26 protein-coding genes are annotated in these 25505 nt (G+C 66.5%); 11 read left to right on the top strand and 15 right to left on the bottom strand.

Annotation, left to right across the window (positions count from 1 at the left end; translation table 11 throughout):
• Nucleotides 1-42 precede the first annotated feature (42 nt).
• Nucleotides 43-969: a crotonase/enoyl-CoA hydratase family protein gene (locus tag ACWPWT_RS08125; RefSeq protein ID WP_261268981.1), complete on the top strand. Its 927-nt coding sequence runs from the start codon at nucleotides 43-45 to the stop codon at nucleotides 967-969.
• Here ACWPWT_RS08125 and ACWPWT_RS08130 read toward each other — a convergent pair whose 3' ends face one another.
• From ACWPWT_RS08130 to ACWPWT_RS08145, 4 genes are all read right to left on the bottom strand, one after another.
• Nucleotides 970-2931 carry a putative bifunctional diguanylate cyclase/phosphodiesterase gene (locus ACWPWT_RS08130; RefSeq protein ID WP_454279266.1) on the bottom strand — a complete coding sequence of 654 codons (1962 nt, stop codon included), beginning with the start codon at nucleotides 2929-2931 and terminating at the stop codon, nucleotides 970-972. It abuts the gene before it with no gap.
• 274 nt (nucleotides 2932-3205) lie between these two features.
• Entirely contained in the window at nucleotides 3206-3469 is a 264-nt protein-coding gene (locus tag ACWPWT_RS08135; RefSeq protein ID WP_454279267.1) for a hypothetical protein, read from the bottom strand.
• Complete coding sequence (locus tag ACWPWT_RS08140) at nucleotides 3466-3894, bottom strand: SAM-dependent methyltransferase (RefSeq protein ID WP_454279268.1); 429 nt, start codon at nucleotides 3892-3894, stop codon at nucleotides 3466-3468. The genes ACWPWT_RS08135 and ACWPWT_RS08140 overlap by 4 nt, the downstream gene beginning before the upstream one ends.
• Complete coding sequence (locus tag ACWPWT_RS08145) at nucleotides 3887-4174, bottom strand: hypothetical protein (protein ID WP_454279269.1); 288 nt, start codon at nucleotides 4172-4174, stop codon at nucleotides 3887-3889. Before ACWPWT_RS08145 ends, ACWPWT_RS08140 begins: the two co-directional genes overlap by 8 nt.
• A gap of 352 nt (nucleotides 4175-4526) precedes the next feature.
• Between ACWPWT_RS08145 and ACWPWT_RS08150 the strand changes: the two genes are divergently transcribed.
• From ACWPWT_RS08150 to ACWPWT_RS08165, 4 genes are all read left to right on the top strand, one after another.
• Nucleotides 4527-5183 (top strand): Crp/Fnr family transcriptional regulator, encoded by a 657-nt coding sequence (locus tag ACWPWT_RS08150; protein ID WP_454279904.1) that lies wholly within the window; start codon nucleotides 4527-4529, stop codon nucleotides 5181-5183.
• A 197-nt stretch (nucleotides 5184-5380) separates the two neighbouring features.
• Nucleotides 5381-7492: a TonB-dependent receptor domain-containing protein gene (locus ACWPWT_RS08155; protein WP_454279270.1), complete on the top strand. Its 2112-nt coding sequence runs from the start codon at nucleotides 5381-5383 to the stop codon at nucleotides 7490-7492.
• A gap of 123 nt (nucleotides 7493-7615) precedes the next feature.
• Entirely contained in the window at nucleotides 7616-9145 is a 1530-nt protein-coding gene (locus ACWPWT_RS08160) for a L,D-transpeptidase family protein (protein WP_454279271.1), read from the top strand.
• An 11-nt stretch (nucleotides 9146-9156) separates the two neighbouring features.
• Complete coding sequence (locus ACWPWT_RS08165; RefSeq protein WP_454279272.1) at nucleotides 9157-9519, top strand: hypothetical protein; 363 nt, start codon at nucleotides 9157-9159, stop codon at nucleotides 9517-9519.
• Between the two features lie 122 nt (nucleotides 9520-9641).
• On the opposite strand, the gene ACWPWT_RS08170 is transcribed toward ACWPWT_RS08165, so the two are convergent.
• From ACWPWT_RS08170 to uxuA, 3 genes are read right to left on the bottom strand one after another with little or no spacing between them, the layout of a single operon-like run.
• On the bottom strand, nucleotides 9642-11027 hold the full coding sequence (locus tag ACWPWT_RS08170) for a mannitol dehydrogenase family protein (RefSeq protein WP_454279273.1): 1386 nt from the start codon (nucleotides 11025-11027) through the stop codon (nucleotides 9642-9644).
• Nucleotides 11024-12436, bottom strand: coding sequence for a glucuronate isomerase (gene uxaC, locus ACWPWT_RS08175; RefSeq protein ID WP_454279274.1), 1413 nt, complete (start codon nucleotides 12434-12436; stop codon nucleotides 11024-11026). The genes ACWPWT_RS08170 and uxaC overlap by 4 nt, the downstream gene beginning before the upstream one ends.
• Nucleotides 12433-13635 carry a mannonate dehydratase gene (gene uxuA, locus ACWPWT_RS08180; RefSeq protein WP_454279275.1) on the bottom strand — a complete coding sequence of 401 codons (1203 nt, stop codon included), beginning with the start codon at nucleotides 13633-13635 and terminating at the stop codon, nucleotides 12433-12435. Before uxuA ends, uxaC begins: the two co-directional genes overlap by 4 nt.
• Nucleotides 13636-13776: 141 nt before the next feature.
• On the opposite strand from uxuA, the gene ACWPWT_RS08185 reads away from it, so the two are divergent.
• Nucleotides 13777-14676 (top strand): sugar kinase, encoded by a 900-nt coding sequence (locus ACWPWT_RS08185; protein WP_454279276.1) that lies wholly within the window; start codon nucleotides 13777-13779, stop codon nucleotides 14674-14676.
• Nucleotides 14677-14986: 310 nt separating this feature from the next.
• On the opposite strand, the gene rplA is transcribed toward ACWPWT_RS08185, so the two are convergent.
• On the bottom strand, nucleotides 14987-15679 hold the full coding sequence (rplA, locus tag ACWPWT_RS08190; RefSeq protein WP_261268994.1) for a 50S ribosomal protein L1: 693 nt from the start codon (nucleotides 15677-15679) through the stop codon (nucleotides 14987-14989).
• A gap of 4 nt (nucleotides 15680-15683) precedes the next feature.
• Nucleotides 15684-16115, bottom strand: a complete 432-nt coding sequence (gene rplK / locus ACWPWT_RS08195; RefSeq protein ID WP_007407063.1) for a 50S ribosomal protein L11 — start codon at nucleotides 16113-16115, stop codon at nucleotides 15684-15686.
• A gap of 241 nt (nucleotides 16116-16356) precedes the next feature.
• Here rplK and ACWPWT_RS08200 point away from each other — a divergent pair, with 241 nt between their 5' ends.
• From ACWPWT_RS08200 to ACWPWT_RS08210, 3 genes are read left to right on the top strand one after another with little or no spacing between them, the layout of a single operon-like run.
• Nucleotides 16357-17124 carry a hypothetical protein gene (locus tag ACWPWT_RS08200; RefSeq protein WP_454279277.1) on the top strand — a complete coding sequence of 256 codons (768 nt, stop codon included), beginning with the start codon at nucleotides 16357-16359 and terminating at the stop codon, nucleotides 17122-17124.
• A 13-nt stretch (nucleotides 17125-17137) separates the two neighbouring features.
• Entirely contained in the window at nucleotides 17138-18301 is a 1164-nt protein-coding gene (locus ACWPWT_RS08205) for a M48 family metalloprotease (protein WP_454279278.1), read from the top strand.
• Entirely contained in the window at nucleotides 18298-18885 is a 588-nt protein-coding gene (locus ACWPWT_RS08210; protein ID WP_454279279.1) for a hypothetical protein, read from the top strand. The genes ACWPWT_RS08205 and ACWPWT_RS08210 overlap by 4 nt, the downstream gene beginning before the upstream one ends.
• A gap of 194 nt (nucleotides 18886-19079) precedes the next feature.
• Here ACWPWT_RS08210 and nusG read toward each other — a convergent pair whose 3' ends face one another.
• The 4 genes from nusG to ACWPWT_RS08230 form a co-directional block, all read right to left on the bottom strand.
• Entirely contained in the window at nucleotides 19080-19616 is a 537-nt protein-coding gene (nusG, locus tag ACWPWT_RS08215) for a transcription termination/antitermination protein NusG (RefSeq protein ID WP_261268998.1), read from the bottom strand.
• A gap of 10 nt (nucleotides 19617-19626) precedes the next feature.
• Nucleotides 19627-19824, bottom strand: coding sequence for a preprotein translocase subunit SecE (gene secE, locus ACWPWT_RS08220; RefSeq protein WP_007407051.1), 198 nt, complete (start codon nucleotides 19822-19824; stop codon nucleotides 19627-19629).
• A 544-nt stretch (nucleotides 19825-20368) separates the two neighbouring features.
• The gene (locus tag ACWPWT_RS08225; protein WP_076711492.1) at nucleotides 20369-20551 is read right to left on the bottom strand and encodes a YbdD/YjiX family protein; all 183 of its coding nucleotides are present in this window, start codon (nucleotides 20549-20551) and stop codon (nucleotides 20369-20371) included.
• A complete protein-coding gene (locus tag ACWPWT_RS08230; RefSeq protein WP_454279280.1) occupies nucleotides 20548-22593 on the bottom strand; it encodes a carbon starvation CstA family protein in 2046 nt (681 codons plus the stop codon). The genes ACWPWT_RS08225 and ACWPWT_RS08230 overlap by 4 nt, the downstream gene beginning before the upstream one ends.
• 188 nt (nucleotides 22594-22781) lie before the next feature.
• On the opposite strand from ACWPWT_RS08230, the gene ACWPWT_RS08235 reads away from it, so the two are divergent.
• Together ACWPWT_RS08235 and ACWPWT_RS08240 are read left to right on the top strand one after the other, a co-directional pair.
• A complete protein-coding gene (locus ACWPWT_RS08235) occupies nucleotides 22782-23612 on the top strand; it encodes a DUF4253 domain-containing protein (RefSeq protein WP_454279281.1) in 831 nt (276 codons plus the stop codon).
• A gap of 115 nt (nucleotides 23613-23727) precedes the next feature.
• Nucleotides 23728-24321 (top strand): NADPH-dependent FMN reductase, encoded by a 594-nt coding sequence (locus ACWPWT_RS08240; protein ID WP_307100851.1) that lies wholly within the window; start codon nucleotides 23728-23730, stop codon nucleotides 24319-24321.
• 233 nt (nucleotides 24322-24554) lie between these two features.
• Here the strand turns inward: ACWPWT_RS08240 and ACWPWT_RS08245 are convergent, their stop codons facing one another.
• Nucleotides 24555-25226, bottom strand: a complete 672-nt coding sequence (locus ACWPWT_RS08245) for a thymidylate kinase (RefSeq protein WP_454279282.1) — start codon at nucleotides 25224-25226, stop codon at nucleotides 24555-24557.
• Entirely contained in the window at nucleotides 25226-25504 is a 279-nt protein-coding gene (locus tag ACWPWT_RS08250) for a chorismate mutase (protein ID WP_261269004.1), read from the bottom strand. Before ACWPWT_RS08250 ends, ACWPWT_RS08245 begins: the two co-directional genes overlap by 1 nt.
• Nucleotide 25505: the final 1 nt, after the last annotated feature.

Here is a 25505-nt window from a genome sequence, read left to right on the forward strand (position 1 = left end):
CTTCGACGTGCAGCATGGTGCTGCATGTCGAAAGTAAAATTCATGACCGCTTATGACTTCAAGATGGCGACGGAGCATCGAGATCTGCGTGTCGCCCAACGCCATGGCCCGAACGGTGATGACGACGGGATCGCGGCATCGTTTCGCCTCGAACAACTCGACACCCGCTACGACCCCGATACCCAGACCTTGTGGACCGACATGCGGGCGCGGACCCGGCCCAGCTTCAATGCGGACCTGTTGCGCGACTTTGTCCGCTGGCAGGAGGCGATCGCCAAGGCCGCCGATGGCGGCACGATGCCGATCCGCTATCTGGTGCTGGGATCGAGCTTTCCGGGCATATTCTCGCTGGGCGGCGACCTGAACCTGTTCGCCCAGGCGATCCGGGATCGCAACCACGACGCGCTGGTCGGATATGGCCGCACCTGCGTCCGTATCCTCCATCGCAATATGCGCGGGCTGGAGCGACCGATCGTCACCATCGGTCTGGTCGAGGGCGATGCGCTGGGCGGCGGGTTCGAGGCGCTGCTGTCCTTCCATGTCGTTATCGCCGAACGGGGGACCAGCTTCGGCCTGCCCGAGACGCTGTTCGGCCTGTTCCCCGGCATGGGCGCGCACTGCTTCCTGTCGCGGCGGCTGGGCGCGGCGCGGGCCGAGCGGATGATCATGAGCGGCCGGACCTATAGCGCGGAGGAGCTGTACGATATGGGACTCGTCCACAACCTGGCCGAACCGGGCGAGGGGCGGCGGATGGTCGCCGACTATATTCGCCAGAACCATCGGCGGCACAGCGCGCATTGCGCCATTTATGAGGCGTCGCGCGCGGTCAATCCGCTGCCGTTGGAGGAACTGGAGGCCGTGGTCGAACTATGGGCCGATGCGGCCCTGCGGCTGACCGAGGGTGATCTGAAGCGGATGGAGCGGCTGGTCGCCGCGCAGACCCGCCTGCGCGAAAAGGCCGAGGCCTGATCAACCGGCCCCGGGAATCGCGGATGCTTTCCCGGGGCCACCATCCTCCAGCCCCATGCCGGCGAACAGCGCCGACAGCCTGTCCGCAGGCATCGGTCTGGCCAGCAGGAAGCCCTGGACCGAATCGCACCGCGTCCGGCGCAATTGCTCCAGCTGCGCGGGCGTCTCCACCCCCTCCGCCACCGTCCGCATGCCCAGCTTGGCGGCGAGTTCGACGATCGTCTGGACGATCGCGACCGAGGCGGGATTATGCTCCAGATCGATGACGAAGGACCGGTCGATCTTGAGCGTCTGGAATGGAAACTGGGTAAGATAGCTGAGCGAGGAATAGCCGGTCCCGAAATCGTCCAGCGTGGTGCAGACATGTATCCGGTTGAGCGCGGTCAGGGCCTCGATCGACCGTTCGACATCGTCGAGCAGCACCGTCTCCGTAACCTCCAGGGTCAGGCGCTGCGGGGGAAGGCCGCTTGCGTCCAGGGCGCGCTTCACGGCTTTGTGCAGATCGGGGGTACGCAGTTGCACGGGGGACAGATTGACCGCGACGGTGACCTCGGGCGGCCAGCCATTGGCCGCCAGACAGGCCCGACGCAGCACCCAGTCGCCGATCGGGACGATCAGGCCATTCTCCTCGGCAATGGGAATGAACTCGGCGGGCGAGACCGGGCCGAACTGCGGACTGTTCCAGCGCAACAGCGTTTCGCAGGAGGTGATGTCACCCCCCTCCAGACGAAAGATCGGCTGGAACAGCAGGCGGAATTCCCCCCGCTCCAGCGCGCCGTCCATGGCGGCGGCCAATTGCCGGCGGCGCTCGATCTTCTCGTCCATCAGGGGTTCGTAGAGGAAGAATCGCCCGCGCCCATTCTCCTTGGCGCGATACAGCGCCAGATCGGCATTCTTCAGCAGCGTGTCGGCATCGTCGCCGTCATCGGGCGCGATCGCCATGCCGATCGAGGCGGAGGTGCGCAGCATATTGCCGCTGAACGCCACGGGGTGGCGCACCAGATCGAGCACGGTCTTGCCGATCCCTTCCGCCGCATCGGCATGGCTGATGTGGCACAAGACGGCGAATTCGTCCCCGCCCAGCCGCGCGACGAGCCCCGCCTGCCCGAATTGCGCAGTCAACCGCCGCGCGACCGCGACGAGCAGGGCATTGCCCGCCAGATGGCCGAAGGAATCATTCACCTCCTTGAAGCGGTCGAGATCGAGCCAGAGCAGCGCCAGCTTGTCGCCCGAGCCGGACAGGCTGCGCAGCCTCTCCTCGAAATGCTCGCGAAAGGCGGTTCGGTTGGACACCCCGGTCAGGTCGTCCCGCCGCGCCATCTGCGCATGATGTTCGGCGAGTGCGGCCTTTTCCTCGGACGCGACGGTGGCGCGCAGGATTTCGGCATAGGTCTGTTGCGTAATGTCCATCATCGCGACGACGAACAACAGGATCACCAATGCCAGCAACGCCTTGAGCGGCTCCAGCGGTATGAGCAGCCCGATGGAAAGCGGCAGCGAGGCACAGCAGAGCTGCGACAGCGCGATCAACGGCCGTCCGGCATTCCGCCCGGCAATCCCCGCCGCATAGCCGATGGCGGTGGTGACCGACAGCAGGTGCAGCACCCCGTCATCGGTCCGGGTCAGGGTCAGAAGCCCGAATACCCCCAGCAAGGCGGCATAGCTCAGCGCGCCCAGGCGATAGCCCCGCTCCTGCTGGCGTGTCGTGGCGGTGCGGCGGGTCCAAAAGGTGTCGACGATCCGGACCAGCGCGACCAGTGCGATGCCCCAGGCACAGGCGATCAGCCAGTCATCCTGGCTGGCGATGGCGACGACCACGGCGATCGCGCTGCTGGTCAGAGCCCCGATGACCAGAGAGCGCGGGGACGCATAGAGTGATTCGACCAGCACCGCGCGAACCCGGGAGGAAATCTGATCGTCGGCCTGACGGATTCGTCGCACCCGGTTGATCAATCGTCGCATATCAATCTCCTGGGCGATGCCTATCGCATCCGGGCCAGGGCCCAAATCGCTTTCCGTCAGTCATTCGCAAGCGCGATTGGGTACGGAAAGGGAGGCAAGAGTGCCAGAGGATTGTAACGGCACCGGATCGGCGCGGTGCTGATGGCGGCGGGAGCCATGGCTTGGCGATAGTCATCGCATGGAGAACGACGCAGCCCCCGGAACCGCCTCACCATGCCGCGACATGGGCGTAAAAACACCTGAAAAGGCGTCTGAATTTACCTCGGCAAGCCGATCAGCGGCCGGACAGGCCTCGACCCTCGGCGTGCCGGCGGAGTCGCGCGGCACGGACCAGATCGGCGGTATGCGCATGGCCGCGTCGCTCGGCACGGACCATCTGGCCGACCCGCTTGCCGTGAATCATCAGCGGCAGTCCCAGCAATGCCAGTGGAAAGAGCAGCATCTGCCATGGCGATCTGTCGAGCACCAGGCACAGGGTACAGGCCAGGCCGGTCAGCGCGAGGCCCCCGGCTTTCCAGCAGAGATCGCGACAGGTCATCGGAAATGCTTCCCGCCATTGGCATTTGCCTGGTCGCCGATCACCAGATCGCCCGCCGCCGCAAGCGCGGCCGGGATGCTGGTGGCGTGGCATATCAGAATGTCGGCGGGAAAGTCGGCCTCCTTCGCCAGGGCCTGCACCCCCTCGGCACGTTGGAAGTCGAGCCCGATCGCTGGGTCGCCCAGCCGTCGCGCCGCCGCCCGCGCGCGACCGATTGCCTGGGGCGACGGGTCGATGCCAAGCCCCTCGATCGCGGTGAAGCCCAGCAATCGCGCCTGGCGGGTTGCCGCGATCAGCAAGGCACCGCCCGCGCAATCCATGTCGATAATTCGCACCGCATGACGACGACGCTCGCGCAGATGTGACAGCGCGTCGACGATGCGGGACCATCGCGGATCGCCGTTCGGCGACGCTTGGTCAGTCATGCCGTGTCTCCTCCACCGCGCGGGGCGAGGTCCTTGTCCGCCAGCGTGCACTGACCTCCACCTCATCGAACAGGTGGCGGCCCAGCATGACCAGTGCGGTTCCGGCGCTGGCCCCCAGAAAGCCGATTGTCGCCAGCGCCAGTGCCATTGCACCGGGTGACACCGGGGAGGGGTGCCCCGCGCGAAGATGGGTCATCGCCGCATAGGCGATCATCCATAAGATCAGTCCGCCGCCCCGCAACGCGCCATCCGCGCGTCGCGATCGATGCCATGCCGCCATGCCACAATCCTTGTCGTGGCGATCCAGCTATCGCCCGCGACATAGCATTTCGAGACGGATTTTCGCCTTTCGCATAGCATTGGCATAATCCCGCCGGGTCGAGGCGGTGGGCGAGACAGGGCGGGGCGCGTGCCGCGTGGCCACCGGTCCAGACCGAGACGTTTCCCGCTATGTGATTGATGTAGGCACAGGACGACCCGCGACGATATGGCTATCGTTACGGTTGCGGTCGTGGATTTGCCCCTTTTCGGCCGCCTTTGGCACTCGAAAGGAAACAGGCATAGCGTACCCGATCCACCGCTACAGCGCTTTTGCCAATCTGACCCCCAGGGAGGAGCAGGCGCTTCTCGCCCTGGGTGACGACGAGGTCGTCCGGCGGCGTGGCGAGACATTCCAACGCGAGGGCGATGCCATCCGGGGCATCTACCTGCTTATCAAGGGATGGGTGAGTTCCTCCATCCTGCTGCGCAGCGGCAATCGACTGGTGCAGAAGGTACATCTGCCCGGCGATATGCTGGCCACGCCGAGCATGGTCCTGCCCCGTGCGGCGGACACGCTGACCGCGATTACCGAGGCGGTGACGGCGTTCGTCCCCTATGAACGGCTGGGGCGGCTTTATACCGAACTGCCCCGCCTGGCCGCGATGTTCACGGTCGCGACGCAAATGGAGCGTCTGGCGCTGATGGATGCGCTGGCCGTGACGGGCAAGGCGTCGGCGCGCGAACAGCTATCCCGGTTTCTGGTCGATCTCCATGCGCGACTGACCCCGATCGGTCTGGTGGAGGATGACGGTTTCGTCCTGCCCCTGACGCAGGAGATCATCGGCGACCTGCTGGGGCTGACCGCCGTCCATGTGAACCGCACGATCCGCTCGCTGGAGATGGAAGGGCTGATCTCGCGGTCGGGGCAACGGGTAAGGCTGCTCAACGTGGGCGCCTTGCGCCGCATTGCACCGCTCTCTCCCCGGCAGCCGCAGTTCGAACCGGCATGGCTTCCCCCGGCGATATGAGGAAAATTGGGGTCTTCCCGGACAATTGATCGTTAGTGGCGCGCGGGGCAACGGGCTAGGCAAGGACATCCCCATTTCGGGGCCCACCCCCTTGCGACAGGTCTGCCAAGATGCCGTTCGTGCGTGCAACGGATCATCGTGCCCGGACGATGGCCCGACGACCAGGGCATCGGAAATGGCGATGGCGCTGCATCGTCGTGACGACCTCGCCTCTGTTGCTGCTCGTACCGCAGACCCTGGCGGCGCAGGACACGGCCGACCCGAACGGCGACAAGCCCGATCGGAAGGACATCGTGGTCAGTGGACGCCGCCTGCCCGCGAAGCGCACGCTGGAGGGCGTCGTCTATTCGACCGGCGACCATGCGCAGGGCGTGGCGGGCACGGCGACCGATCTTCTCAACACCGTGCCCTCGGTCCATGTCGCGCCGGATGGCCGGGTGACGATCCGCGGTGATGCGAAGGTCCGGATCTTCGTCGATGGCCGCCCCTCCGCCGCGCTGAACGGACCCGATCGCGGCGCGGCGCTGGAGGCTCTGTCGGGGGGATCGATCGCATCGGTCGAACTGCTGACCAACCCTTCGGTCCGCTACGATGCGCAAGGCGGGATGATCCTGAACCTCGTGATGAAAAAGGCACGGGGGGAGGGGGTGCGGGGACGGGTGGCCGGCAATGTCGGCGATCGCGGCCGCCGCACCCTGTCAGGCAACGCCACCGTGCAAGCCGGATGGGTCAAGGCGTCGATCGATATGGCGCTGCGCGACGATGTGCGCTTGATGACGGTCGATGACGACCGCCTGCTGCTGGATCGCGACGGCGGGGTAGCGCGGCGTTTCGTGACCCGGTCCCGCTATAGCCCGACGCACAGCCGCTCGGCCAATCTGACGGCCAGCCTGTCCTACGCCCTGACCGATAAGGGCGAGATCGGGGTCGAGACGGCCCTGTCGGAAGGAAGCCCGATCAACCGCATCTTCGAGGAGCATCGCGACTCCGTCGGGCAAGGCGAGCCGGACAGCCTCTATCGCCGGGTGAGGGCGGGGACCTATCGCAACGACGATCGGGACCTGAGCCTCTATTACCGGCAAAAGCCGTCCGACACCCATGGCTCGCTGTCGATCGAGGCACAGCATGAGGAAACGGGACTGCGCGCGGACCGCCCCTTCACCACCGTTTACGACATGCCGGTTCGCCCCGCCATGGGGGAGCGGGTCGTGTTCCGGACGTTGTCGGTGATCGACCGGGTCGCCATGGACTATGATCTGCCGCTGTCCCGGTCCTGGAAGTTGCGCGCGGGCGCGGAGGGCAAGCGCGAGGCGGATTGGGTGGCGAACGGGCAGGTGGGTTTCGATCCCCTGCGGAGCGCGATCCTCCCCTATCCCACGCTATCCCGGTTCGACGGAGTGCAGCATATCGCCGCCGTCCACGCCGCCATCACCTATCGCGAAGGCGATTGGGCCGTGGAGGCGGGCAGCCGGCTGGAGGACGTCCGGGTCGCGGTTTCGACGGTGCCGTCATCGCAACCGGTGCGCCGCCGGGTCGCGGGATTCGCGCACCGCCTGTCCGTCACGCGCGACATGGGCCGCGATCACCTGGCCCTGCGCCTCTCGCGTTCGCGGGACAGGCTGGACCCCAGCGACCTGAACCCGGTCCTGTTCACCGTCGATCCCCAGAATCAGTCGCGCGGCAATCCGCTGCTCCGCCCACAAGACATCGACACGGCGGAGGCCGAATATGGCTTCGACCATTCGGGCTTTCAGGCGACGGCCACCCTCTATCTCCGCCGGACCGACCGGTTGATCGGCGACGATTACCGGTTCGGGGTGGACAATGTCCTGTTGCGCACCGTCCGCAACAACGGCGTCCGTCGATCGATCGGGGGCGAGGTTGTGCTGTCGGGGCCGATCGGCAAGACCATCCGCTATAGCCTGAGCGGCAATGTCCGATCCGACCGGATCGCCCGGGACGATGATTTCGGCCCCTATCGAGCGTCCCTGCTCGGCTGGTCGGTTCAGGCGTCGGTGGATTGGGACGCGACCAGGCGGGACAAGGTGCACCTCGATGCCAATCGACAGGGGCCGGAACTGCTTCCGCTGGGGGTGCGAAGCGGCGCGGGCGCGGTGAATCTGGTATGGCGTCACACCGTTTCGCCACGCTGGACTGCCTCGTTGACTGCGCGCGGGCTGGTGCAGGACAGCCATATCCGCACCACGATCCGCAGCCCGCTGGCGATCGGCGTCAATCAGCGGGTGACCGACACGCGCGCGCTATTGCTGGGTCTCGGTTACGATTTCGGGCGCAAGGCGGCGAATTGACCCGTTCACTACCCTGGATTTGCCCGACATTTTCCCCGCGCGGTTCAGCTTGGCGTAGGATTGCGTGCGGTAAGCGCGCGCTCCGGCGACGACATTCCGACGAATAGGGGCTATCATACCGACATGACCGCATCGCATTCCTTCGTTTTCGGCCCATCGCTCGCCCGGCTGCTCGGCTCGCTGGCGGCAGGGTCGCTGGTTGCCACGCCCCTGATGGCGCAAGTCGCGCCGCCCCCGGTGATGCTGCCCGGTACGCCCGCCCAGCCTCAGACATCACCCTCCGCCACTGTCCAGCCGGTGCCGCAGACCATCGCTCCCCCTGTCGCCGTTCCGAAGCTGAGCGACTCGCAGGTCCGCCAGCTCGCCACGCTGGTCGCCAAGGCCGAAGTGGCCCAGGGGTTGCGCCAGGGGCCGCCGCGCGACCTGTCCAGCCTGTCGCCCGCCGCGCTGACCCGCGTCGCGCTCGACTATGCGCATGCCGTGCATGTCGGCCGGCTCGATACCGCCGACTTCACCAAGGATTGGGGCATCCGGCCGCAGGCGTTCGATCCGTTGCCGGGCTTTGCTGACGCGGTGCGCAGCGACCGGCTGGCGGCCTGGATCGCGTCCCTGCCGCCTCCCTATGCGGGCTATGACGCGCTGGTGAAGGGGCTGGCGCGCTACCGCGAGATGGCGGCGGCGGGGGGCTGGTCGCCGCTGTCCGCCACCATCGTCAATTTCGGGACGAGCGGGCCGCAGGTCGTGGCGTTGCGCAAGCGTCTGGCGATGGAGGACCCGGCGGTCAGCCCGACCGGCGAGAAATTCGACGAGGATCTGCTGGCCGCCGTCCGCCGGGCGCAGCGCCGCTATGGCCTGAACCCGGTCGGCACCGTGGGTGCGCAGACGGTCGCCGCGCTCAACGTGCCGGTGTCGCAGCGGATTCGCCAGATCATGGCGAATATGGAACGCTGGCGCTGGTTGCCGCAGCAATTGGAGGCCAAGCGTGTTCAGGTGAACATCGCCGCCGCCGTGCTGACCGTGTTCGACGGCGACAATCCCGTCATGTCGATGAAGGCAGTGACGGGCCGTCCGGGCAACGAGACGCCGATGCTGGTCTCCACCATCCGCAGCATCGTGCTGAACCCGCCATGGAACGTGCCCAGTTCGATCGCGAACAAGGAATTATGGCCCAAGGAGCGGGCCAATCCCGGCTATCTGAAGCGCGCCGGGTTTCGCGTGATCGACAATGGCGACGGCACCAAGCGGTTGCAGCAATCGTCCGAGAAGAGCGCGCTGGGGCGGTTCAAGTTCGATTTCCCCAATGACTTCGCCGTCTATCTGCACGACACGCCCGCGCAATCCGGCTTTTCGAAGTTCGACCGGCTGGCCAGCCATGGCTGTGTCCGGCTGGAAAAGCCCGCCGACCTCGCCGCGTTGATGCTGAAGACCACGCCCGAGTGGCAACCGGCGCAGGTCGATGCGGTGCTCGCCTCGGGCAAGACGGTGCGGGCGACCATGGCGGAGCCGGTGGCGGTCTATCTGCTCTACTGGACCGCGTTCGCCAATGCGGACGGACAGGTGGGTTTCCGCGAGGACCCCTATAGCTGGGACGCGCAACTCGCCAGCAAGATCGAGGCACGCTCCGCCGAGCGTGCGCAATCGACCAAGGATTGAAAGGGACCGATATGATCAGGATGACCAACAAGCGGGCCATGGCACTGCTCGCGGCCGGGCTGCTGCTGCCGACGTTGGCCGGGTGCTCGCGCTCGTCGGAAGACCCGCCCGTGCCGGTGGAGAATGACGCGGGCGTGGTCGAGAATGTGCCGGTGGAAGACGAGGCGCCGGTCATGACCAACGACGCCGAACCGGTCGAGACCACCAACACCGCTGCCGAGGATACGCCACCGCCCCCGCCGCCCGAGCGGACCGTCGATCAGCAGATGATGGACGACGCCTCCGCCACCGGCATGACCTCCCGCGTGCAGCGTACGCCCAAGGACACCCCCAGCGAAGCTCCCGCTGAAGAAGCACCCAAGGACGGCCAGTAACCCCGATCCTCCCCATCGCAGGTGGGGAGGGACTGCTGCGAAGCGGTGGAGGAGGGGGCATGGACGCCGGCGAAGCGTGACATCGCCGGCGTTGCCACCCCTCCGCCGGCCCCGGGGGGAATTTACCCCTCAATGTCCCGCAAAAGTGCCGCCCGCTGCGGCTCGGTCGGCTGCCACATCCCCGCCATCGAACCGCCGGACCCGAACAGGGCCTCCACCACCTGCGCTGCATCGCCCTGATCCCAGAGCGCGGCCAGGTCCGCCCGGCGCGGATCCGGGGAGGCGTCGTTGCCGGTCCGGATGAAGCGCAGCCACGCCGCCAGCGCGGTCAGCGTCGCAGGCGCGACCTCACCCTTTTCGCCATGCGCCGCCAGCGAGGTGAGCCAGCGTGGTCCCACCTTTTGCGATCCGTCGCTCGCGATCTGCGACAGGCGATGCTCCAGCGTGGTGTTGCCGAAGCGCGCGAACAGCGCGTCGGCATAGGGTTCCAGTGCTTGGCCGTTGGCGGGGGCGAAGCTGCCCGCTGCCTCGACCCGCATCAGCGTCTCGACGATCGGTCGGATCGCCGGGTCGGCGACCGCCTCATGCACGAAGCTATGCCCGCGCTCCAACCCGAGATAGGCGAGCGCGGAATGCGCACCGTTGAGCATCCGCAGCTTCGCGGTCTCATAGGGGGCGACATCGGCGACGAATTGCGCCCCGCCCACGTCCCAGCGGGGGCGGTCGCCCGCGAAATCATCCTCGATCACCCATTGGCGATAGGGTTCGGTGAAGACGGCGGCTTCGTCGCGCATGCCCAGCATGACCTCGACCCGTGCGCGACCGGCGTCGGTGACGGCGGGGACGATCCGGTCGACCATGGTGTTGGGACAGCGCCACTCGCGCTCGAACCAGCCGAGGTCCGCGCCATGGCCCTGATGGTCGAGGAACGCCGCCAGCCCGTCCCGCAGGACGCGGCCATTGTCGGGCAGGTTGTCGCAGCTCACCAGCGTCAACGGGCCCAGTCCCGCCGCCCGCCGCGCGACCACGGCGCGGGCGAGATGGTGGTAAATGCTGTTTCCGTCCGCAACGATGCCCGCCAGATCGGTTGTGCCATCGGGCCGCCGCCAATAGCCCTTTTCGGTGACGGTCAGGGTGACGACCCGTGCGTCGGGGTAGGCGAGCCATGCCGCCAGCCGCTCCGGCGTTTTCGCGGCCACCGTGACGTCGCGGATCGCACCGATCAGCCGGACCGCCTCGCCCTCGCTCGACCGTTCGGTGACCGTATAGAGGCCGTCCTGCGGCGCCATCTGGTCATGCACGCCCGACGAGCGCAGCGACGCGGCCGCAATGCCCCAGTTGCGGTCCCCTGCCGCCATCGCATCGTCGGTATAGACCGCCTGATGCGCCCGGTGGAACGCACCGAGGCCGATATGGACGATCCCGATCCGCTGGCCTGCCCGGTCGTAACCGGGCCGTGCGACGCCTCCGGGTAGGGCGGCGACGGCCGCCTCGCTCAACCGGCTCACAGCTTATACGCCGCGCGAACCAGCCCGTTGGTGAGCGCAAGGGCAAGTTCGACCGCTTCATCCTCCTCCAGCCGGTGCTCGGCGACGAGCCGCGCGAGGAAGGCGCAATCGACTCGCCGCGCCACGTCATGCCGTGCCGGGATCGACAGGAAGGCGCGGGTGTCGTCGTTGAACCCGACCGTATTGTAGAAGCCCGCCGTCTCGGTCGTCATCTCGCGGAAGCGGCGCATCCCCTCCGGGCTGTCATGAAACCACCAGGCGGGGCCCAGCTTCAGGCAGGGATAATGGCCGGCCAGCGGTGCGAGTTCGCGCGCATAGACGCTCTCGTCCAGCGTGAAGAGGATGATGGTCAGGTCGCGCTCGTTGCCGACTACGTCGAGCATGGGCTTCAACGCATGGACGTAATCGGTGCGCATCGGCATGTCCGCACCCTTGTCTCGGCCATGGCTGGCGAAGAGACCCGCATTGTGGTTGCGATAGGATCCGGGGTGGATCTGCATCGTCATGCCGTCCGCGACGCTCATCTTCGCCATCTCGGTCAGCATCTGCGCGCGGAAGAGTTCGGCATCGGCGGGCGTCCAGCCGCCGCCGACGATACGCGCGAACAGCGCCTCGCATTCGGCCGTGGACAGGTTCGCGGTCGCCGCCGTGGGGTGGCCATGATCCGTCGCGGTCGCGCCCAGCGCGCGGAACGCGGCCCGGCGCTTGGCATGGGCGGCGAGATAGCCCGACCAGCTATACACATCCTCACCGGTCAGCTCGGCGAAACGCTGCATCGCGCCGGTAAACTGCTCATGCTCGACATCGATGACGCTGTCGGGGCGATAGGTGGTGATGACGCGGCCTTGCCAGCCGGAGTCGCGGATCGCCTGATGATGGACCAGCGGATCGTCGGCGCCTTCGGTCGTCGCCAGGCATTCGATCCGGAACCGCTCGAACAGCGCGCGGGGGCGGAAGGCGGGAGTGGCCAGCGCCTCGCCGATCGCATCGAAATAGCGGTCGGCGGTCGCTTCCTCCAGCGCGACGTCGATGCCGAAAACCTCGGCAAAGACATGGTCGAGCCACATGCGCGACGGCGTGCCGCGAAAGAGATGATAATGGGACGCGAACAGCTTCCACGCCGCGCGCGGATCAGTGGCGGGGCGGCCGCCGCGATGCGGGATGCCCAGATTGTCCAGCGCGATGCCCTGGCTGTAGAGCATGCGGAAGATGTAATGATCGGGCGCGAGCAGCAGGTCGCTGGCGTCGCGCCAGGGTTCGTCGGTCGCGAACCAGCGCGGATCGGTATGGCCGTGCGGGCTGATGATCGGCAGGCCCGCAACCTCGGCATAGAGCGTCCGGGCGATGCCGCGCAGCGTCGGGTCGGCTGGAAACAGCCGGTCGGGATGCAGGTCCAGCGGGCGGGTCATGCGATCATCTCCAGTTCGGCCGATGCCGCCGCCGCGTTCAGGCCCAGCATGTGGACGATCCCGCGCTCCAGCCCGCGCAGCTCGGCCAGCCCGCGCATCCGGCCGAGCAGCGAATAGCCGGGATTGGAGGTGCGATGAAGGTCGTCCATCATCCGGTGGCCATGGTCGGGACGCATCACGATCGCACGGCCCTGCGCGTGCGAGATTTCGACGATCGCCTGCATCACCTGGGTCATGCGGGCGTGGCCGCCCAGATGCTCCGCCTCGTGGAAATTGCGTTCGCCCGTTTCCCAGCCGACCGAGCGGAGGTGGAGGAAGTCGATCCGGTCGGCGAAACGGCGGACCATGGCGGGCAGGTCATTGTCGGGCCGCGCGCCGAACGATCCGGTGCAGAAGCACAGCCCGTTCGCCGCCGACGGGACGGCGGCATAAAGCTGATCCAGATCGCCGGCGGTGCTGACCACGCGCGGCAGGCCGAAAATGGGGAAGGGGGGATCGTCGGGATGGACGACAAGCGTAATGCCGACCTCTTCGGCGATCGGACAGACCGCCCGCAGAAAGGCGATATGGTTGGCGCGCAGCTGCTCGGCATCGATTCCGGCATAGCTGTCGATCGCGCGCAGAAAGGCGGGTGAGTCGAAGCTCTCCTCACTGCCCGGCAACCCTGCGATGATCGTGCGCTCCAGTCGGTGCCGTTGCTCGGGCGTCATCGCGGCAAAGCGATCGGCGGCGGCGGCGCGGACGGCCTCCGAATAATCCGCCTCGGCCCCCGGACGGCGCAGGATATGAATGTCATAGGCCGCCACCGCCGCCCATTCGAAGCGCAGCGCCGTCGCACCGTCGGGCAATGCCCAGTCCAGATCGGTCCGGGTCCAGTCGAGCAGCGGCATGAAATTATAGGTGACGGTGCGGATACCCTCCGCCGCGAGATTGCGCAGGCTGTCGCCATAGGCCTGCACCAAGTCGTCGGTCATCTGGCCGCGCTTGATCGCGTCATGGACAGGCAGGCTCTCGACCGTCGACCAGCCCAGACCGGCGGCCTCGATCGTCGCACGGCGTTCCGCGATCGCCTCGCGCGGCCAGACCATCCCGTTGGGAATCTCGTGCAGCGCGGTCACGACTTCCGTGGCACCGGCTTGGCGGATATGGGACAAGGCTATGGGGTCGGCGGGCCCGAACCACCGCATAGACTGGATCATCAACACGTCGCCATCCCCGTCCTGTACGCCACATTTTTCACCGTTAGCGGTAGCATCGGCTATTCTGATTGACCAGTTACAAATTTTGGCCTTGCCACTATCGGATAATAGCATCGGCATAGGCCTTGGGAGAGAATGAGCATGCGGATCGTGATCGTGGGCGAGGGGATGGTCGAGCTGTCGCGCGCCGAGGGCGATCTGTGGCGGCTCGGCTATGGTGGCGATACGCTCAACACCGCCATTCATCTCGCGCGGCTCGGGCAGGATATCCGCTACGTCACGGCGCTGGGGGAGGATCCGTTCAGCGACGGGCTGCTATGCGATTGGGCCGGGGAGGGGATCGATACCTCGCTGATCCGGCGAGACCCGACGCGAATGCCCGGGCTCTACGCCATTTCGACCGATGCCAGCGGCGAGCGCAGCTTCGCCTATTGGCGTGGGGAAAGTGCGGCGCGCCGGACCCTGTCGCTGCCCGGTGCGGAGGCGGTGATGGCAGCGGTGGAGCAGGCCGACCTGTTGCTCTTCTCGCTGATCACGCTGGCGATACTGGACGATGAAGGACGCGACCGGCTGATCGCCTTGGCCGATCGGCTTCGCGCGCGCGGTGGGCGGGTGGCGTTCGACGGCAATTACCGTCCTCGCCTGTTCCGGGACCGGCAGGAGGCGCAGGATCTGTGTCGGCGCGCGGTGTCCACCTGCGACATTGGCCTGCCGACGCTGGAGGATGAGGCGATGCTCAACGGTGCGACCTCGGCGGCGGACGTGCAGGCGCATTGGCAGGGGCTCGGCGCCGGGGAGGTCGTGGTGAAGCTGGGCGCGGACGGTTGCCTGTTAAGCGATGTCGGCATCGTGCCGCCGCCCGAGCGCCTGTCGCCGCGCGATACCAGCGGTGCGGGGGATGCGTTCAATGCCGGGTATCTGGCGGCGCGTCTGGATGGGCTTTCCCCGGCCGAGGCGGCGCTGCGTGGGCACAGGCTGGCCGGGTGGACGGTCATGCGCTCGGGCGCGATTCCGGTGCGGGATGATGACCTGCCACGTTGAGAGTGACGTTTTGGACTGACCAAAACCAATGGGGCGGTCATGGCATGGCCCCATGAGCCCCCCCCTGAGGGTTGGGATTGATGTGCGCCTTGTCCGCCACCAAGCCCGCCCTACGTTCGCACTGAGCGAGGTCGAACTGCATGGGATATGAGCGCAGTGAGACTGATGCGTGGCCTTCGACTTCGCTCAGGCTGAACCGGTTTAGGGGTGCCTGGGCGATCCCGCCATCACCGCCACCCCAAAACGAAAAAGGGGCCGGAACCGAAGTTCCGACCCCCTGATCCTGTCAGCCTGACGGCTGCGGCGAGGCTTACGCGCCCGGAACTTCCGAGACGTTCACCTTGATGCCGCGGCCCATCGTCGACGAGACGGCGATCTTGCGGACATACTTGCCCTTCGCGCCCGACGGCTTGGCCTTGATGAGAGCGTCGACCAGCGCGTCGAAGTTGGCGCGCAGATCTTCCGCCGGGAACGACGCCTTGCCGATGCCCGAGTGGATGATGCCGGCCTTTTCGACGCGGTACTCGACCTGACCGCCCTTGGCCGCCTTGACGGCTTCGGCGACGTTCATGGTCACGGTGCCCAGCTTCGGGTTCGGCATCAGGCCCTTGGGGCCCAGCACCTTACCGAGGCGACCGACGACGCCCATCATGTCCGGGGTCGCGATGCAGCGATCGAAGTCGATGGTGCCGCCCTGGATGGTTTCCATCAGGTCCTCGGCGCCCACGACGTCGGCGCCAGCGGCGCGTGCTTCGTCGGCCTTCGCGCCCTTGGCGAACACGCCGACGCGAACGGTCTTGCCGGTGCCCTTGGGCAGGGTGACGACGCCGCGGACCATCTGGTCGGCGTGACGCGGGTCAACGCCCAGGTTGACGGCGACTTCGATCGTCTCGTCGAACTTCGAGGTCGCGTTGGTACGAGCCAGCGTGATCGCTTCGTCGATGCCGTGCAGCTTCTCGGAATCGATCTGGACGGCCTTCTGCTTCTTGGTCAGCTTCGCCATGATCTTAGCCCTCCACCACTTCGAGGCCCATCGCGCGGGCGGAGCCTTCGATGATCTTGGTCGCAGCCTCGATATCGTTGGCGTTCAGGTCCTTCATCTTGACCTGGGCGATTTCCGCGAGCTTCGAGCGCGCGATCTTGCCCGCCGACACCTTGCCCGGCTCCTTCGAGCCCGACTTCAGGTTGGCCGCCTTCTTGATGAGGTAGGTCGCAGGCGCGGTCTTCGTCTCGAACGAGAACGAACGGTCGGCATAGACGGTGATGACGGTGGGCAGGGGCGTGCCCTTCTCGACTTCGCCGGTCTGCGCGTTGAACGCCTTGCAGAATTCCATGATGTTCACACCGCGCTGACCCAGCGCCGGGCCGATCGGCGGCGAGGGGTTGGCGGCGCCTGCAGGGACCTGCAGCTTGATATAGCCGGTAATCTTCTTTGCCATGTCACTCTCTTTTCGAGTCTAGCGGTCGTGACGGGCACGAAGGCGAACGCCAGCGCACCCTCCCGCAAGGGTTCCGTCGCATAATGCTAGGGAAGCGCGGGCCGATAGCCGAAAATGGAGGGAATGGCAAGGCGGGGAATGCGCTTGTCGCGGCCGATCCGGCCATGTCATGGTCCCCGCATGATGGACGATTCGGTCGAGGGAGCGACCGGTTCCGCCATCTTGAACGGGGGTTCGATACATGCGACGGGGAATGGGCGCGCTGGCCTTTGCGGTGGCGCTGACGATGGTCGCCGTGCCCTTGGCGGCGCAGGAGAAGACCGGCAACAAGCCCGGTTTTACGCTGGCACCCGGCACCGCGACCATCGTCCTGATGCGGCCCGAGATCGCGGTCGGCGCGCAATCGACCGGCGGTTCCTACGAACCCAACGCCGACTGGACCGACCAGGCTCGCGAGAATCTGGGCAAGGCGCTGGCCGATGCACAAGGCCGGCTGGGCAACCGGGTCGTCAACCATGTCGAGCCGGTCGGGCAGGGCGCGGCGACGGCGCATGAATATCGCGCGCTGTTCACCGCACTGGCCGACTCGGTCAAAACCTATCAGTTCTTTCCCGGCAATCGCCTGCCCACCAAGAAGCGGGACGACAGCTTCCTGTGGTCGATTGGGCCCGAGGTCGCCAGCCTGCCGGGCGTGCAGGGGGCGGATTATGCGCTCTTCGTGACGACCGAGGATCATTATGGCTCGACCGGGCGCAAGCTGCTTCAGTTGTTCGCCGCCGGGGTGGCTGGTGTCGGTGTCAGTTCCGGGGTGCATAAGGGCTATGCCGGGCTGATCGACCTGAAGACCGGCGATCTGGTCTGGCTGAACGCCGACCTCGCCATGGGCGGCGATGTCCGCACGCCGGAGGGGGCGACGAAGCGGGTGTCGCAGTTGCTCGAGGGCTTCCCGGGCAAACCGGCCGAATCGCCCGCCGCACCCCCTGTTCCGACCAAGACCGCCGCGCGCTGAAGGAGAGGTCGGCATGGCCGGATGGATGATCGCCGCCGCGCTTGCGGGCGCGGCCCTGGGGGCGGGCGGCGCGGACAGGCTGGCGCCGCTGCCGCCCTATGGCGCGGCCTATACGCCGACCACGGTCGATGAACGCGGGCTGTGGCAGCAGGCGGATGAGGCCGAGCGCGACCTGCGCGACTCGCCGGCCGTGATCCGGGACGAGGGCCTGAACGCCTATGTGAGCAAGGTTCTTTGCCGCTCGGTGGGAGAGGATCGCTGTCGCGGCGTGCGGATCTATGTCGTGCGCGCGCCCTATTTCAACGCGTTCATGGCCCCCAACGGCATGATGGTCGTGTGGACCGGCGCGCTGCTCCGCTTGCGTGACGAGGCCGAACTGGCGGCCGTGCTCGGCCACGAATTCGGGCATTTCGAGATGCGCCATGGGCTGAAGACGTTTCGCCGGGGGCGGACGATCGGCGACATCATCGCCTGGACGGGCGTGATTTCGCCTTACAGCACCTTGCCCATCAGCCTGATCCGGCTCCACTTCGCCTATAGCCGCGCGCAGGAGACCGAGGCCGATCTGATGGGCCTGCGCTATCTGACGGCGGCGGGGTATCGACCACTGGCCGCTTCGCACATCTGGGAGCGGCTGATGGCGGAGGAGGACGCGACGGCCCTGGGCCGCAAGCGCCGTGTCACCCATCATTACTCCGCGGGTTTCTTCGCCGACCATCCGACCGAACTCTCCCGCGCGATCTATCTGCGTGAGGCGGCTGGCATGGACGCCGATCGTGGCGACGAAGCGCGCGATGCGTTCCTGACCGCGATGAAGCCATGGCGCGCGATCTTCCTGGCCGACCAGATCAAGCTCAACGATTTCGGCGGATCGGAATATCTGCTCGGCGAACTGGCGGCGGACGCGTGGACGCCCGATCTGTTGCTGACGCGCGGCGAACTCTATCGGGAGCGGGGCAATCCGCGCGACTTGGTCAGCGCGGCGCAATTCTATCAGCAGGCGATCGATGCGGGCTGCACCGATCCGATCGCCTGGCGTGGCCTGGGTCTGTCGCTGCTGCGAGGGCAGCAGGAGGCGGCAGGGCGCGCGGCGCTGAAAACCTATCTGGAACGCGCACCGCAGGCGAGCGACCGTGCGGCCATGGCGATGTTGATCGGGGAAGGGGGCGTGCAATGAGAGGTTTGAAGATCGCGGCGATTGGACTGGCGCTGGTCGCGGCGCCGGCGCTTGCCGGCAATCGGCTGATCCCGGCGGGGCAGCCGGTGGCGGTTGCCAAGTCGGTGCTGACGGTGACGCCCTCGGTCGAGTGGAACAAGCTGGGCGCCCGGCCCGGCCGCAATTCGGAAAGCTGGACCTTCGATGGCGACCTGCTGAACGACCTGACCTTCTATGGCGGCATCGAGCCCGAACAGACGCTGTTCCGCGAGGTCAGCAAGCGCACCAAGCCGCTGCCGCGCGTCAAGGCGACGATGCTGGTCACGGACATTCCGACGCTGGTCGAGAACAGCTATCGCATCGCGCTCGACACGCCGCTGTTCACCGTTGAGGGGATGGAGCCGATGGCCTTTGCCGGCAAGCCCGGCATCCGCTTCACCTACAGCTTCACGCGGCCCAACGAGGACCTGCCGCGCAAGGGCGAGGGACGCGGGGCGATGATCGGTGGCAAGCTGTATCTGATCACCTTCGAGGCGCCACGGCTGCATTATTTCGACAGCGGCGTAGCGGCGTTCCGGCAAGTGGCGGACAGCGCGACATTGTAAGGGGGTAACCCATTGATGGCGCCCTCCCTTCGTTCGCACTGAGCGAAGTCGAAGTGCGCGGGATTCGCGCGCGGCGTGGGCTTCGACTTCGCTCAGCCTGAACGGAGGTTGGGAAGGGATGGGCAGGGTCCCGGACACGAAAAAGGGCCGGTGGCGTTGCCGCCCCGGCCCTATTTTCGTCGGATGGTCCGAACTTACTTCGAGCGTTCGACCTGCTCGAAATCCAGTTCCACCGGGGTCGCGCGACCGAAGATCGACACCGACACCTTGACCTTGGACTTGTCGAAATCCAGTTCCTCGACCACGCCGTTGAAGCTGGCGAAGGGACCTTCCAGCACCTTGACCGCGTCGCCGATCTCGTAATCGACCTTGACCTTGTGCTTCGGGGCGGCGGCGGCCTCTTCCTTCGAATTCAGCATCCGCGTGGCTTCGCCTTCGCTGATCGCCTGCGGCTTGCCCATCGCGCCCAGGAATCCAGTCACCTTCGGCGTGTTCTTGACGAGGTGATAGACCTGGTCGGTCATGTCCAGCTTGGCCAGCACGTAGCCGGGCATGAACTTGCGCTCGACCGCGATCTTCTTGCCGCGACGGGCCTCGGTCACGGTCTCGGTCGGTACCTCGATCTGGTCGACAAGATGGTCAAGGCCCAGACGGGTCGCCTCGGCCATGATCGAGTCGCGGACCTTGCCCTCGAAACCGGAATAAGCGTGGATGATGTACCAGCGCGCCATGGGAACCCTTTTACTTCGCGAGCGACAGCAGGGTGCGGACCAGCGTCTCGAAGAACGAGTCGACCGCCAGGAAGAAGATGGCCAGGATCGTGGTCATAACGACCACCATCACGCCGGTCATCACCGTCTCGCGCCGCGTCGGCCAGACGACCTTCTTGGTCTCGGTCTTGACCTGGTTGAAGAATTCGATGGGGGTCGTCTTCGCCACTCGTGCCGTTCCCGCACCTGCGTTGAAATATTGTCAGCGAGGCATGGGTCCGCCGTCGCTGACCCAAGGGGCCTGCGACGAAAGGTCCGTCCGCGCTGTTCGGATGGGAACGCGATGTAGCCGTGGCTTGGTCAAAAGGCAAGGGTAGCGGCGGATCGGGGCTTTCGGGGGCACGCGAAGCCGCGATGGCGCGAGGGTTTTTGGTTCGCGCGGAGACGCGGAGACGCGGAGATTTTTGTGGTTCGCGCAGAGGCGTGGAGGCGCAGAGGGGGCAGCGGCAGGTTCTTACTACCTCTCTCTCGAACCTCCGTTCGGCCTGAGCGTAGTCGAAGGCCAAGGGAAGGAGTCGTCTAAGGACCTTCGAGCCGCAGGCTCAACGAACGCTGGCGCGTTCCGCCCGCGTGGCGGGCATCATCCCATGGCCTTCGACTACGCTCAGGCTAAACGGAGGGGGTAATGCCCCCCTCTTTCTCTCCGCGTCTCCGCGCCTCCGCGCGAACCAACCTTCTTTCCTCTTCGCGCCATCGCGGCTTCGCGTGAACGGTCAGCAGCAACGCCCGCCATTCTTGCCGCCGTAGCGCGCCTGTTGCCGCTCACGGAAGAACGTCACCTCGTCCATCGGCTCACGGTCGGGATGCCTGGCCGCCATGTGCGCGACATAGGCGTCATAGCTCGGCATCCCGACCATGGCATTGCCGATCTCACGCAGGCGGGCGAGCCAGCTCATTCGGCCGCCGCCATCTCAGACGGGATTTCGCTGATGCTCGGCCGGTCGATCCGGCGCGCGATCAGGCATGTCCGCACTGCATAGACCAGGATCGCCAGCACCACGCCCAGGAAGATCGCGCACAGCCCCGCGTCGATCCGGTCGTTGAAGACGATCCGCCCCATCTCCGCCATGGTCTTGGCGGGGGGCAGTATCTTGCCTTCCGCTGCCGCACTGGCGAACTTGTCGGCATGGGCCAGGAAACCGACGCGCGGGTCGGCGGAGAATATCTTCAACCACCCGGCGGTCAACGTGCAGGCGAGCAGCCAGACGGTGGGCACGACCGTGATCCAGGCGAAACGGTCCTTCTTCATGCGGAACAGTACGACCGTCGCCAGCATCAGCGCGACGGCGGCGAGCATCTGGTTGGAGATACCGAACAGCGGCCACAGCGTGTTCACCCCGCCCAGCGGATCGGTGACGCCCTGGTAGAGGAAGAAGCCCCAGGCCGCGACGCATAGGGCCGTCGCGATCAGGCCCGGCGCGACCTTGCTCGATCCCCGGAAGCTGGGCACGGCCAGCCCGATCAGGTCCTGGAGCATGAACCGCCCGGCGCGGGTCCCTGCATCGACGGCGGTCAGGATGAACAGCGCCTCGAACAATATGGCGAAGTGATACCAGAAGGCCTTCATTGCCTGTCCGCCGAACAGATGGCTGAAGATCTCTGCCATCGCCACCGCCAGCGTCGGCGCACCGCCCGCGCGGCTGATGATCGTATGTTCGCCCACATCCTTGGCCACCTGCGTCAGCGTGTCGGCCGAGATCGGAAAGCCCATCGCGGTCACGGCGGCGGCGGCGCTGGCCGGGTCGGTGCCCAGCACGGCGGCAGGCGCGTTCATCGCGAAATAGACTCCCGGATCGAGGATCGAGGCGGCAACCAAGGCCATGATCGCCACCGCACTTTCCATCAGCATCGCACCGTACCCGATGAACGGCGCGTCCTTCTCGCTGGCGATCAGCTTGGGGGTGGTGCCGCTGGCGATCAGCGCGTGGAAGCCCGACACCGCGCCGCACGCGATGGTGATGAACAGGAAGGGGAAGAGCGGCCCCGCCCAGACCGGTCCGCTGCCGTCGATGAACTGGGTCAGCGCGGGCATCTTCAGCGGCGGGGCCATGATGACGATGCCGATCGCCAGCGCCACGATCGCGCCGATCTTGAGGAAGGTCGAGAGGTAGTCACGCGGCGCGAGCAGCAGCCACACCGGCAACACCGAGGCGACCGCGCCGTACCCGATGAGCAGGAAGCAGAGCTGCACCGGCGTGAAGGTGAAGAGCGGCGCGAGGACGGCGGACTCGGCGATCGACTGGCCGTACACGATGGCGAGGATCAGGCCGATAAAGCCGATGATCGACACCTCGCCGATCTTCCCCGGTCGCACCCACCGGGTATAGCCGCCCATCAGCATCGCGAGCGGCACGGTCGCGGCGACGGTGAACAGCCCCCACGGGCTATCGGCCAGCGCACGCACGACGATCAGCGCCAGCACGGCCAGGATGATGACCATGATCATGAAGGCGCCGAACAGCGCGATGGTGCCCGCCACGGGGCCCATCTCCATGCGGATCAGTTCGCCCAGAGAGCGCCCGTCGCGCCGCATCGAGAGGAACAGCACCAGGAAATCCTGCACCGCCCCCGCCAGCACGACGCCCGCGAGAATCCACAGCGTGCCCGGCAGATAGCCCATCTGCGCCGCCAGTACCGGCCCGACCAGCGGCCCCGCGCCTGCGATCGCGGCGAAGTGGTGGCCGAACAGCACCGTCCGGTCGGTCGCGACATAGTCCAGGCCGTCGGCGCGGCGGATCGCCGGAGTGGGGCGGCTGGGGTCGATGCCGATCACCCGCGCGATGAACAGCGCATAATAACGATAGGCGATCAGATAGACCGAGACGGCGGCGGCCACGATCCACAAGGCATTGATCGGTTCTCCGCGCACCGTCGCTACGACGCCCAAGGCGCCCGCTCCGACGATCGCCAGCGCAATCCAGGGGAGGTGTTTCGTCATGCCCCGTCCGGTCCTCTTGTTATGCTTTTATATCGATCTTCTACCCCCTGGGGGCGGGCGTGCCAGCCCCGAATATGCCGATCGGGATTTTTGCCGGGGCCGCCGGAATCGATTGCGGGCGTGCGCATCGACATGCCAAGCTGCACGCCATGGAACCGACGCGGCGGTAGATGATCGGTGGGCTAGCGATGAGCGCGCTGCTCGGTGCGTCTTGGCCGATGGGGAGTGGACAGATGACGGACGATCTTTCCCACCTCACGCCTGAACAGCGCACCCGCTATCAGGCGATGCACCAGCGGATGATGGCGGCGCTGACCTATGAGCGGATCGCCGTGCCCGGCCGGAACGCGCTGGCGGAGTGGGAGCGGCTCAAAGGCGCCGGGCGTGGCTGGCCGGTGGTGATCGGCGGGGACGAGGATCTGGAGCGGATCGCCGAGCAGTTCTCGATCGATGACCCGGCCATGTCGGGCGGGCCCGCGAATCGCCCGGCTCCGCGCACGCCGGCCCAGATCGTCGCGGCGGCCGACGCCCTTCGTTTTCCGGCGGATTTCCACCGTTGGTCGAAGGAGAATGGCGGGGAGGATTTGCGGGCCCCGGTCGGCGAATGGCCCAGGGACGTCGGGGACGGTCCCGAAGAGCCGGGATTGTTCGTCATCGAGGACGTGGCATCCGGCCAGGTCCGTGACCGGGTGCACATATTGATGCTGCCGACCCGGCACGCTTGGGAAGCGCCCGCCTATCTGCGCTGGGGCAATTGGAATGCCTGTCCGCCATCGGAATATCATGTCGCGGCGCTGCACGACTGGAATCGGCGCTATGGTGCCGAACTGGTCGGGATCAACGGCGACACGATGAACATCCGGGTCAGGACCCGACCACGGGATCGGGTGGAGGCCCTGCGGCTGGCGCGCGAAATGTATGAATATTGCCCCGACGTCATCGAGCAGGGGGCGGGCACGCTGTCCAATCTCGCCGCCGGATTGATGACGACGAACTGGTGGTTCTTCTGGTGGGACTGATCGCGTAACGCGCCGCGGACGCTTTCCCCTGATGCGGGCCCATCATCGCGCCATCGGGCGGGCTTGTCGCAACTTAACCCTTGCCCAGCCGCCCGGTCCGGGGTGAAAGGCGGACATGGTCAGTCCTTCCTCCTCCCCGCTCGTCGTCGGCATCGGCGGCACGATCGGCAGCGTCTCCTCGACCGAGCGTGCGCTTCGCATTGCGATGACGGCCGCCGCCGACGAGGGGTTCCGCACCCATGTCTTCGGCGGCGAGGATCTGGCGCGCCTGCCGCTCTACAATCCGCGCGCGGCGGAGCGGACCGAGGCGGAGCGGGTTTTTGTAGAGACCGTGCGACAGGCCTCGGCCATCATCATCGCCAGTCCGGGCTATCATGGCAGCATCTCGGGGCTGGTGAAGAACGCGCTCGACCTGCTCGAAGAGACGGCGAAGGACGAACGCCCCTATCTGGCCGATCTGCCGGTCGGGCTGATCGCGACCGCCTATGGCTGGCAGGCGACGGGTTCGACCATCGCGGCGCTGCGCTCTATCGTCCATGCGCTGCGCGGCTGGCCGACGCCCTTTGCGGCGGCGGTGAATTCGCAGCAGACGCGGTTCGATGAGGATGGCCGGATCAACGATGCCTCGGTGGAGGGGCAATTGCGGTTGGTCGGCCAGCAGGTCGCTCGCTTCGCACCGCTGGCAGGGACGATTCGCGCGTCGAATTGAGGGGCGCCATCCCCAAACAAATCTTGTTCGCGCGAAGCCGGAAAGGAAGATGCTGATTTCGCGCAGAGGCGCGGAGGGCGCAGAGACGGAATCGCGTGCGACAGCGCGCAATCCTTTCTTCGATCATATGAGGAAGAGGACTGTGCGGCCCAAAGGGTACGACATCTCCGCGTTCTCTGCGCCTCCGCGCGAACCCTCCTCTTTCTCCTCGCGCCTTCGCGCGCAATGAGAGCTTACCCCAGTCGCCCCGTCACCAGCGCGGTAATCTCGTCGGCGATCTCCGCCGGATCGCGCAAATTCCCATGCGCCACGGTCGACACCGTCGCCCATTCGCCCAGCATCGCGCCGTCCGCCATCGCGGCATAGTTGGCCCGTACCCGCGCCTGGAGCCCCAGATCGGCCTCATAGGCATCATAGGTCTCGTCGGTGTAGCTGCGCTTGCGCTTGCGGGCGATCAGGTCGCGCGCGACGGTCAGCGGCGTGTCGAGATAGACCGACAGATGCGGCGCGGGCAGGCGGAACTGCACCGTCTCCAGCCGTTCGATCCATTGCAGCAGCGCCTCGGCCTGTTCGGGGGGCACCTGCGCCGCCTGATAGGCCATGTTGGACGCGATATAGCGGTCGAAGACGATGACGTCGTGGCGCTCGGCCAGCGCGATCAGATGTGGCCGCGATTCGAATCGGTCGAGCGCATAAAGGGTCGCTGCCGTCTCGGGCGCAGCGGCATGGGGCAGGCGCCCCGCCAGATATTCGCCCAGCGCCCAGCCGCCGATCGTCTCGGCATAGCGGGGGAAGGACAGCGCGGCGGCCGATAGCCCGGCGGCGTTCAGCCGCTCGGTGACGGCGGCGGTCGCCGTGGCTTTCCCTGCGCCGTCGGCACCCTCGATCGCGAGAAGAAAGGCCATCAGCCACGCAGCTTTTCATGGTGGCGGATCACCTCATCGATGATGAAGCGCAGGAATTTCTCGGAAAACTCCGGATCGAGCTGCGCATCGCTCGCCAATTGGCGAAGACGGGCGATCTGGGCGTCCTCTCGGCCGGGATCGGCGGGGGGGAGTTCGTTCTCGGCCTTGTAGCGACCCACCGCCTGGGTGACCTTGAACCGCTCGGCCAGCATGAAGACCAGCGCGGCGTCGATATTGTCGATCGACTGGCGATAACCGGTCAGCACGGTGTCGGACATG

This window comes from Sphingomonas sp. Marseille-Q8236 (assembly GCF_965112005.1).

Coding starts and splice junctions, on each gene's coding strand:
- ACWPWT_RS08125 (WP_261268981.1), top strand. CDS start 43: ATGACCGCTTATGACTTCAAGATGGCGACGGAGCATCGAGATCTGCGT.
- ACWPWT_RS08130 (WP_454279266.1), bottom strand. CDS start 2,931: ATGCGACGATTGATCAACCGGGTGCGACGAATCCGTCAGGCCGACGAT.
- ACWPWT_RS08135 (WP_454279267.1), bottom strand. CDS start 3,469: ATGACCTGTCGCGATCTCTGCTGGAAAGCCGGGGGCCTCGCGCTGACC.
- ACWPWT_RS08140 (WP_454279268.1), bottom strand. CDS start 3,894: ATGACTGACCAAGCGTCGCCGAACGGCGATCCGCGATGGTCCCGCATC.
- ACWPWT_RS08145 (WP_454279269.1), bottom strand. CDS start 4,174: ATGGCGGCATGGCATCGATCGCGACGCGCGGATGGCGCGTTGCGGGGC.
- ACWPWT_RS08160 (WP_454279271.1), top strand. CDS start 7,616: ATGACCGCATCGCATTCCTTCGTTTTCGGCCCATCGCTCGCCCGGCTG.
- ACWPWT_RS08165 (WP_454279272.1), top strand. CDS start 9,157: ATGATCAGGATGACCAACAAGCGGGCCATGGCACTGCTCGCGGCCGGG.
- uxaC (WP_454279274.1), bottom strand. CDS start 12,436: ATGACCCGCCCGCTGGACCTGCATCCCGACCGGCTGTTTCCAGCCGAC.
- uxuA (WP_454279275.1), bottom strand. CDS start 13,635: ATGATCCAGTCTATGCGGTGGTTCGGGCCCGCCGACCCCATAGCCTTG.
- ACWPWT_RS08185 (WP_454279276.1), top strand. CDS start 13,777: ATGCGGATCGTGATCGTGGGCGAGGGGATGGTCGAGCTGTCGCGCGCC.
- rplA (WP_261268994.1), bottom strand. CDS start 15,679: ATGGCGAAGCTGACCAAGAAGCAGAAGGCCGTCCAGATCGATTCCGAG.
- rplK (WP_007407063.1), bottom strand. CDS start 16,115: ATGGCAAAGAAGATTACCGGCTATATCAAGCTGCAGGTCCCTGCAGGC.
- ACWPWT_RS08200 (WP_454279277.1), top strand. CDS start 16,357: ATGCGACGGGGAATGGGCGCGCTGGCCTTTGCGGTGGCGCTGACGATG.
- ACWPWT_RS08205 (WP_454279278.1), top strand. CDS start 17,138: ATGGCCGGATGGATGATCGCCGCCGCGCTTGCGGGCGCGGCCCTGGGG.
- ACWPWT_RS08210 (WP_454279279.1), top strand. CDS start 18,298: ATGAGAGGTTTGAAGATCGCGGCGATTGGACTGGCGCTGGTCGCGGCG.
- nusG (WP_261268998.1), bottom strand. CDS start 19,616: ATGGCGCGCTGGTACATCATCCACGCTTATTCCGGTTTCGAGGGCAAG.
- ACWPWT_RS08225 (WP_076711492.1), bottom strand. CDS start 20,551: ATGAGCTGGCTCGCCCGCCTGCGTGAGATCGGCAATGCCATGGTCGGG.
- ACWPWT_RS08230 (WP_454279280.1), bottom strand. CDS start 22,593: ATGACGAAACACCTCCCCTGGATTGCGCTGGCGATCGTCGGAGCGGGC.
- ACWPWT_RS08235 (WP_454279281.1), top strand. CDS start 22,782: ATGAGCGCGCTGCTCGGTGCGTCTTGGCCGATGGGGAGTGGACAGATG.
- ACWPWT_RS08240 (WP_307100851.1), top strand. CDS start 23,728: ATGGTCAGTCCTTCCTCCTCCCCGCTCGTCGTCGGCATCGGCGGCACG.
- ACWPWT_RS08245 (WP_454279282.1), bottom strand. CDS start 25,226: ATGGCCTTTCTTCTCGCGATCGAGGGTGCCGACGGCGCAGGGAAAGCC.
- ACWPWT_RS08250 (WP_261269004.1), bottom strand. CDS start 25,504: ATGTCCGACACCGTGCTGACCGGTTATCGCCAGTCGATCGACAATATC.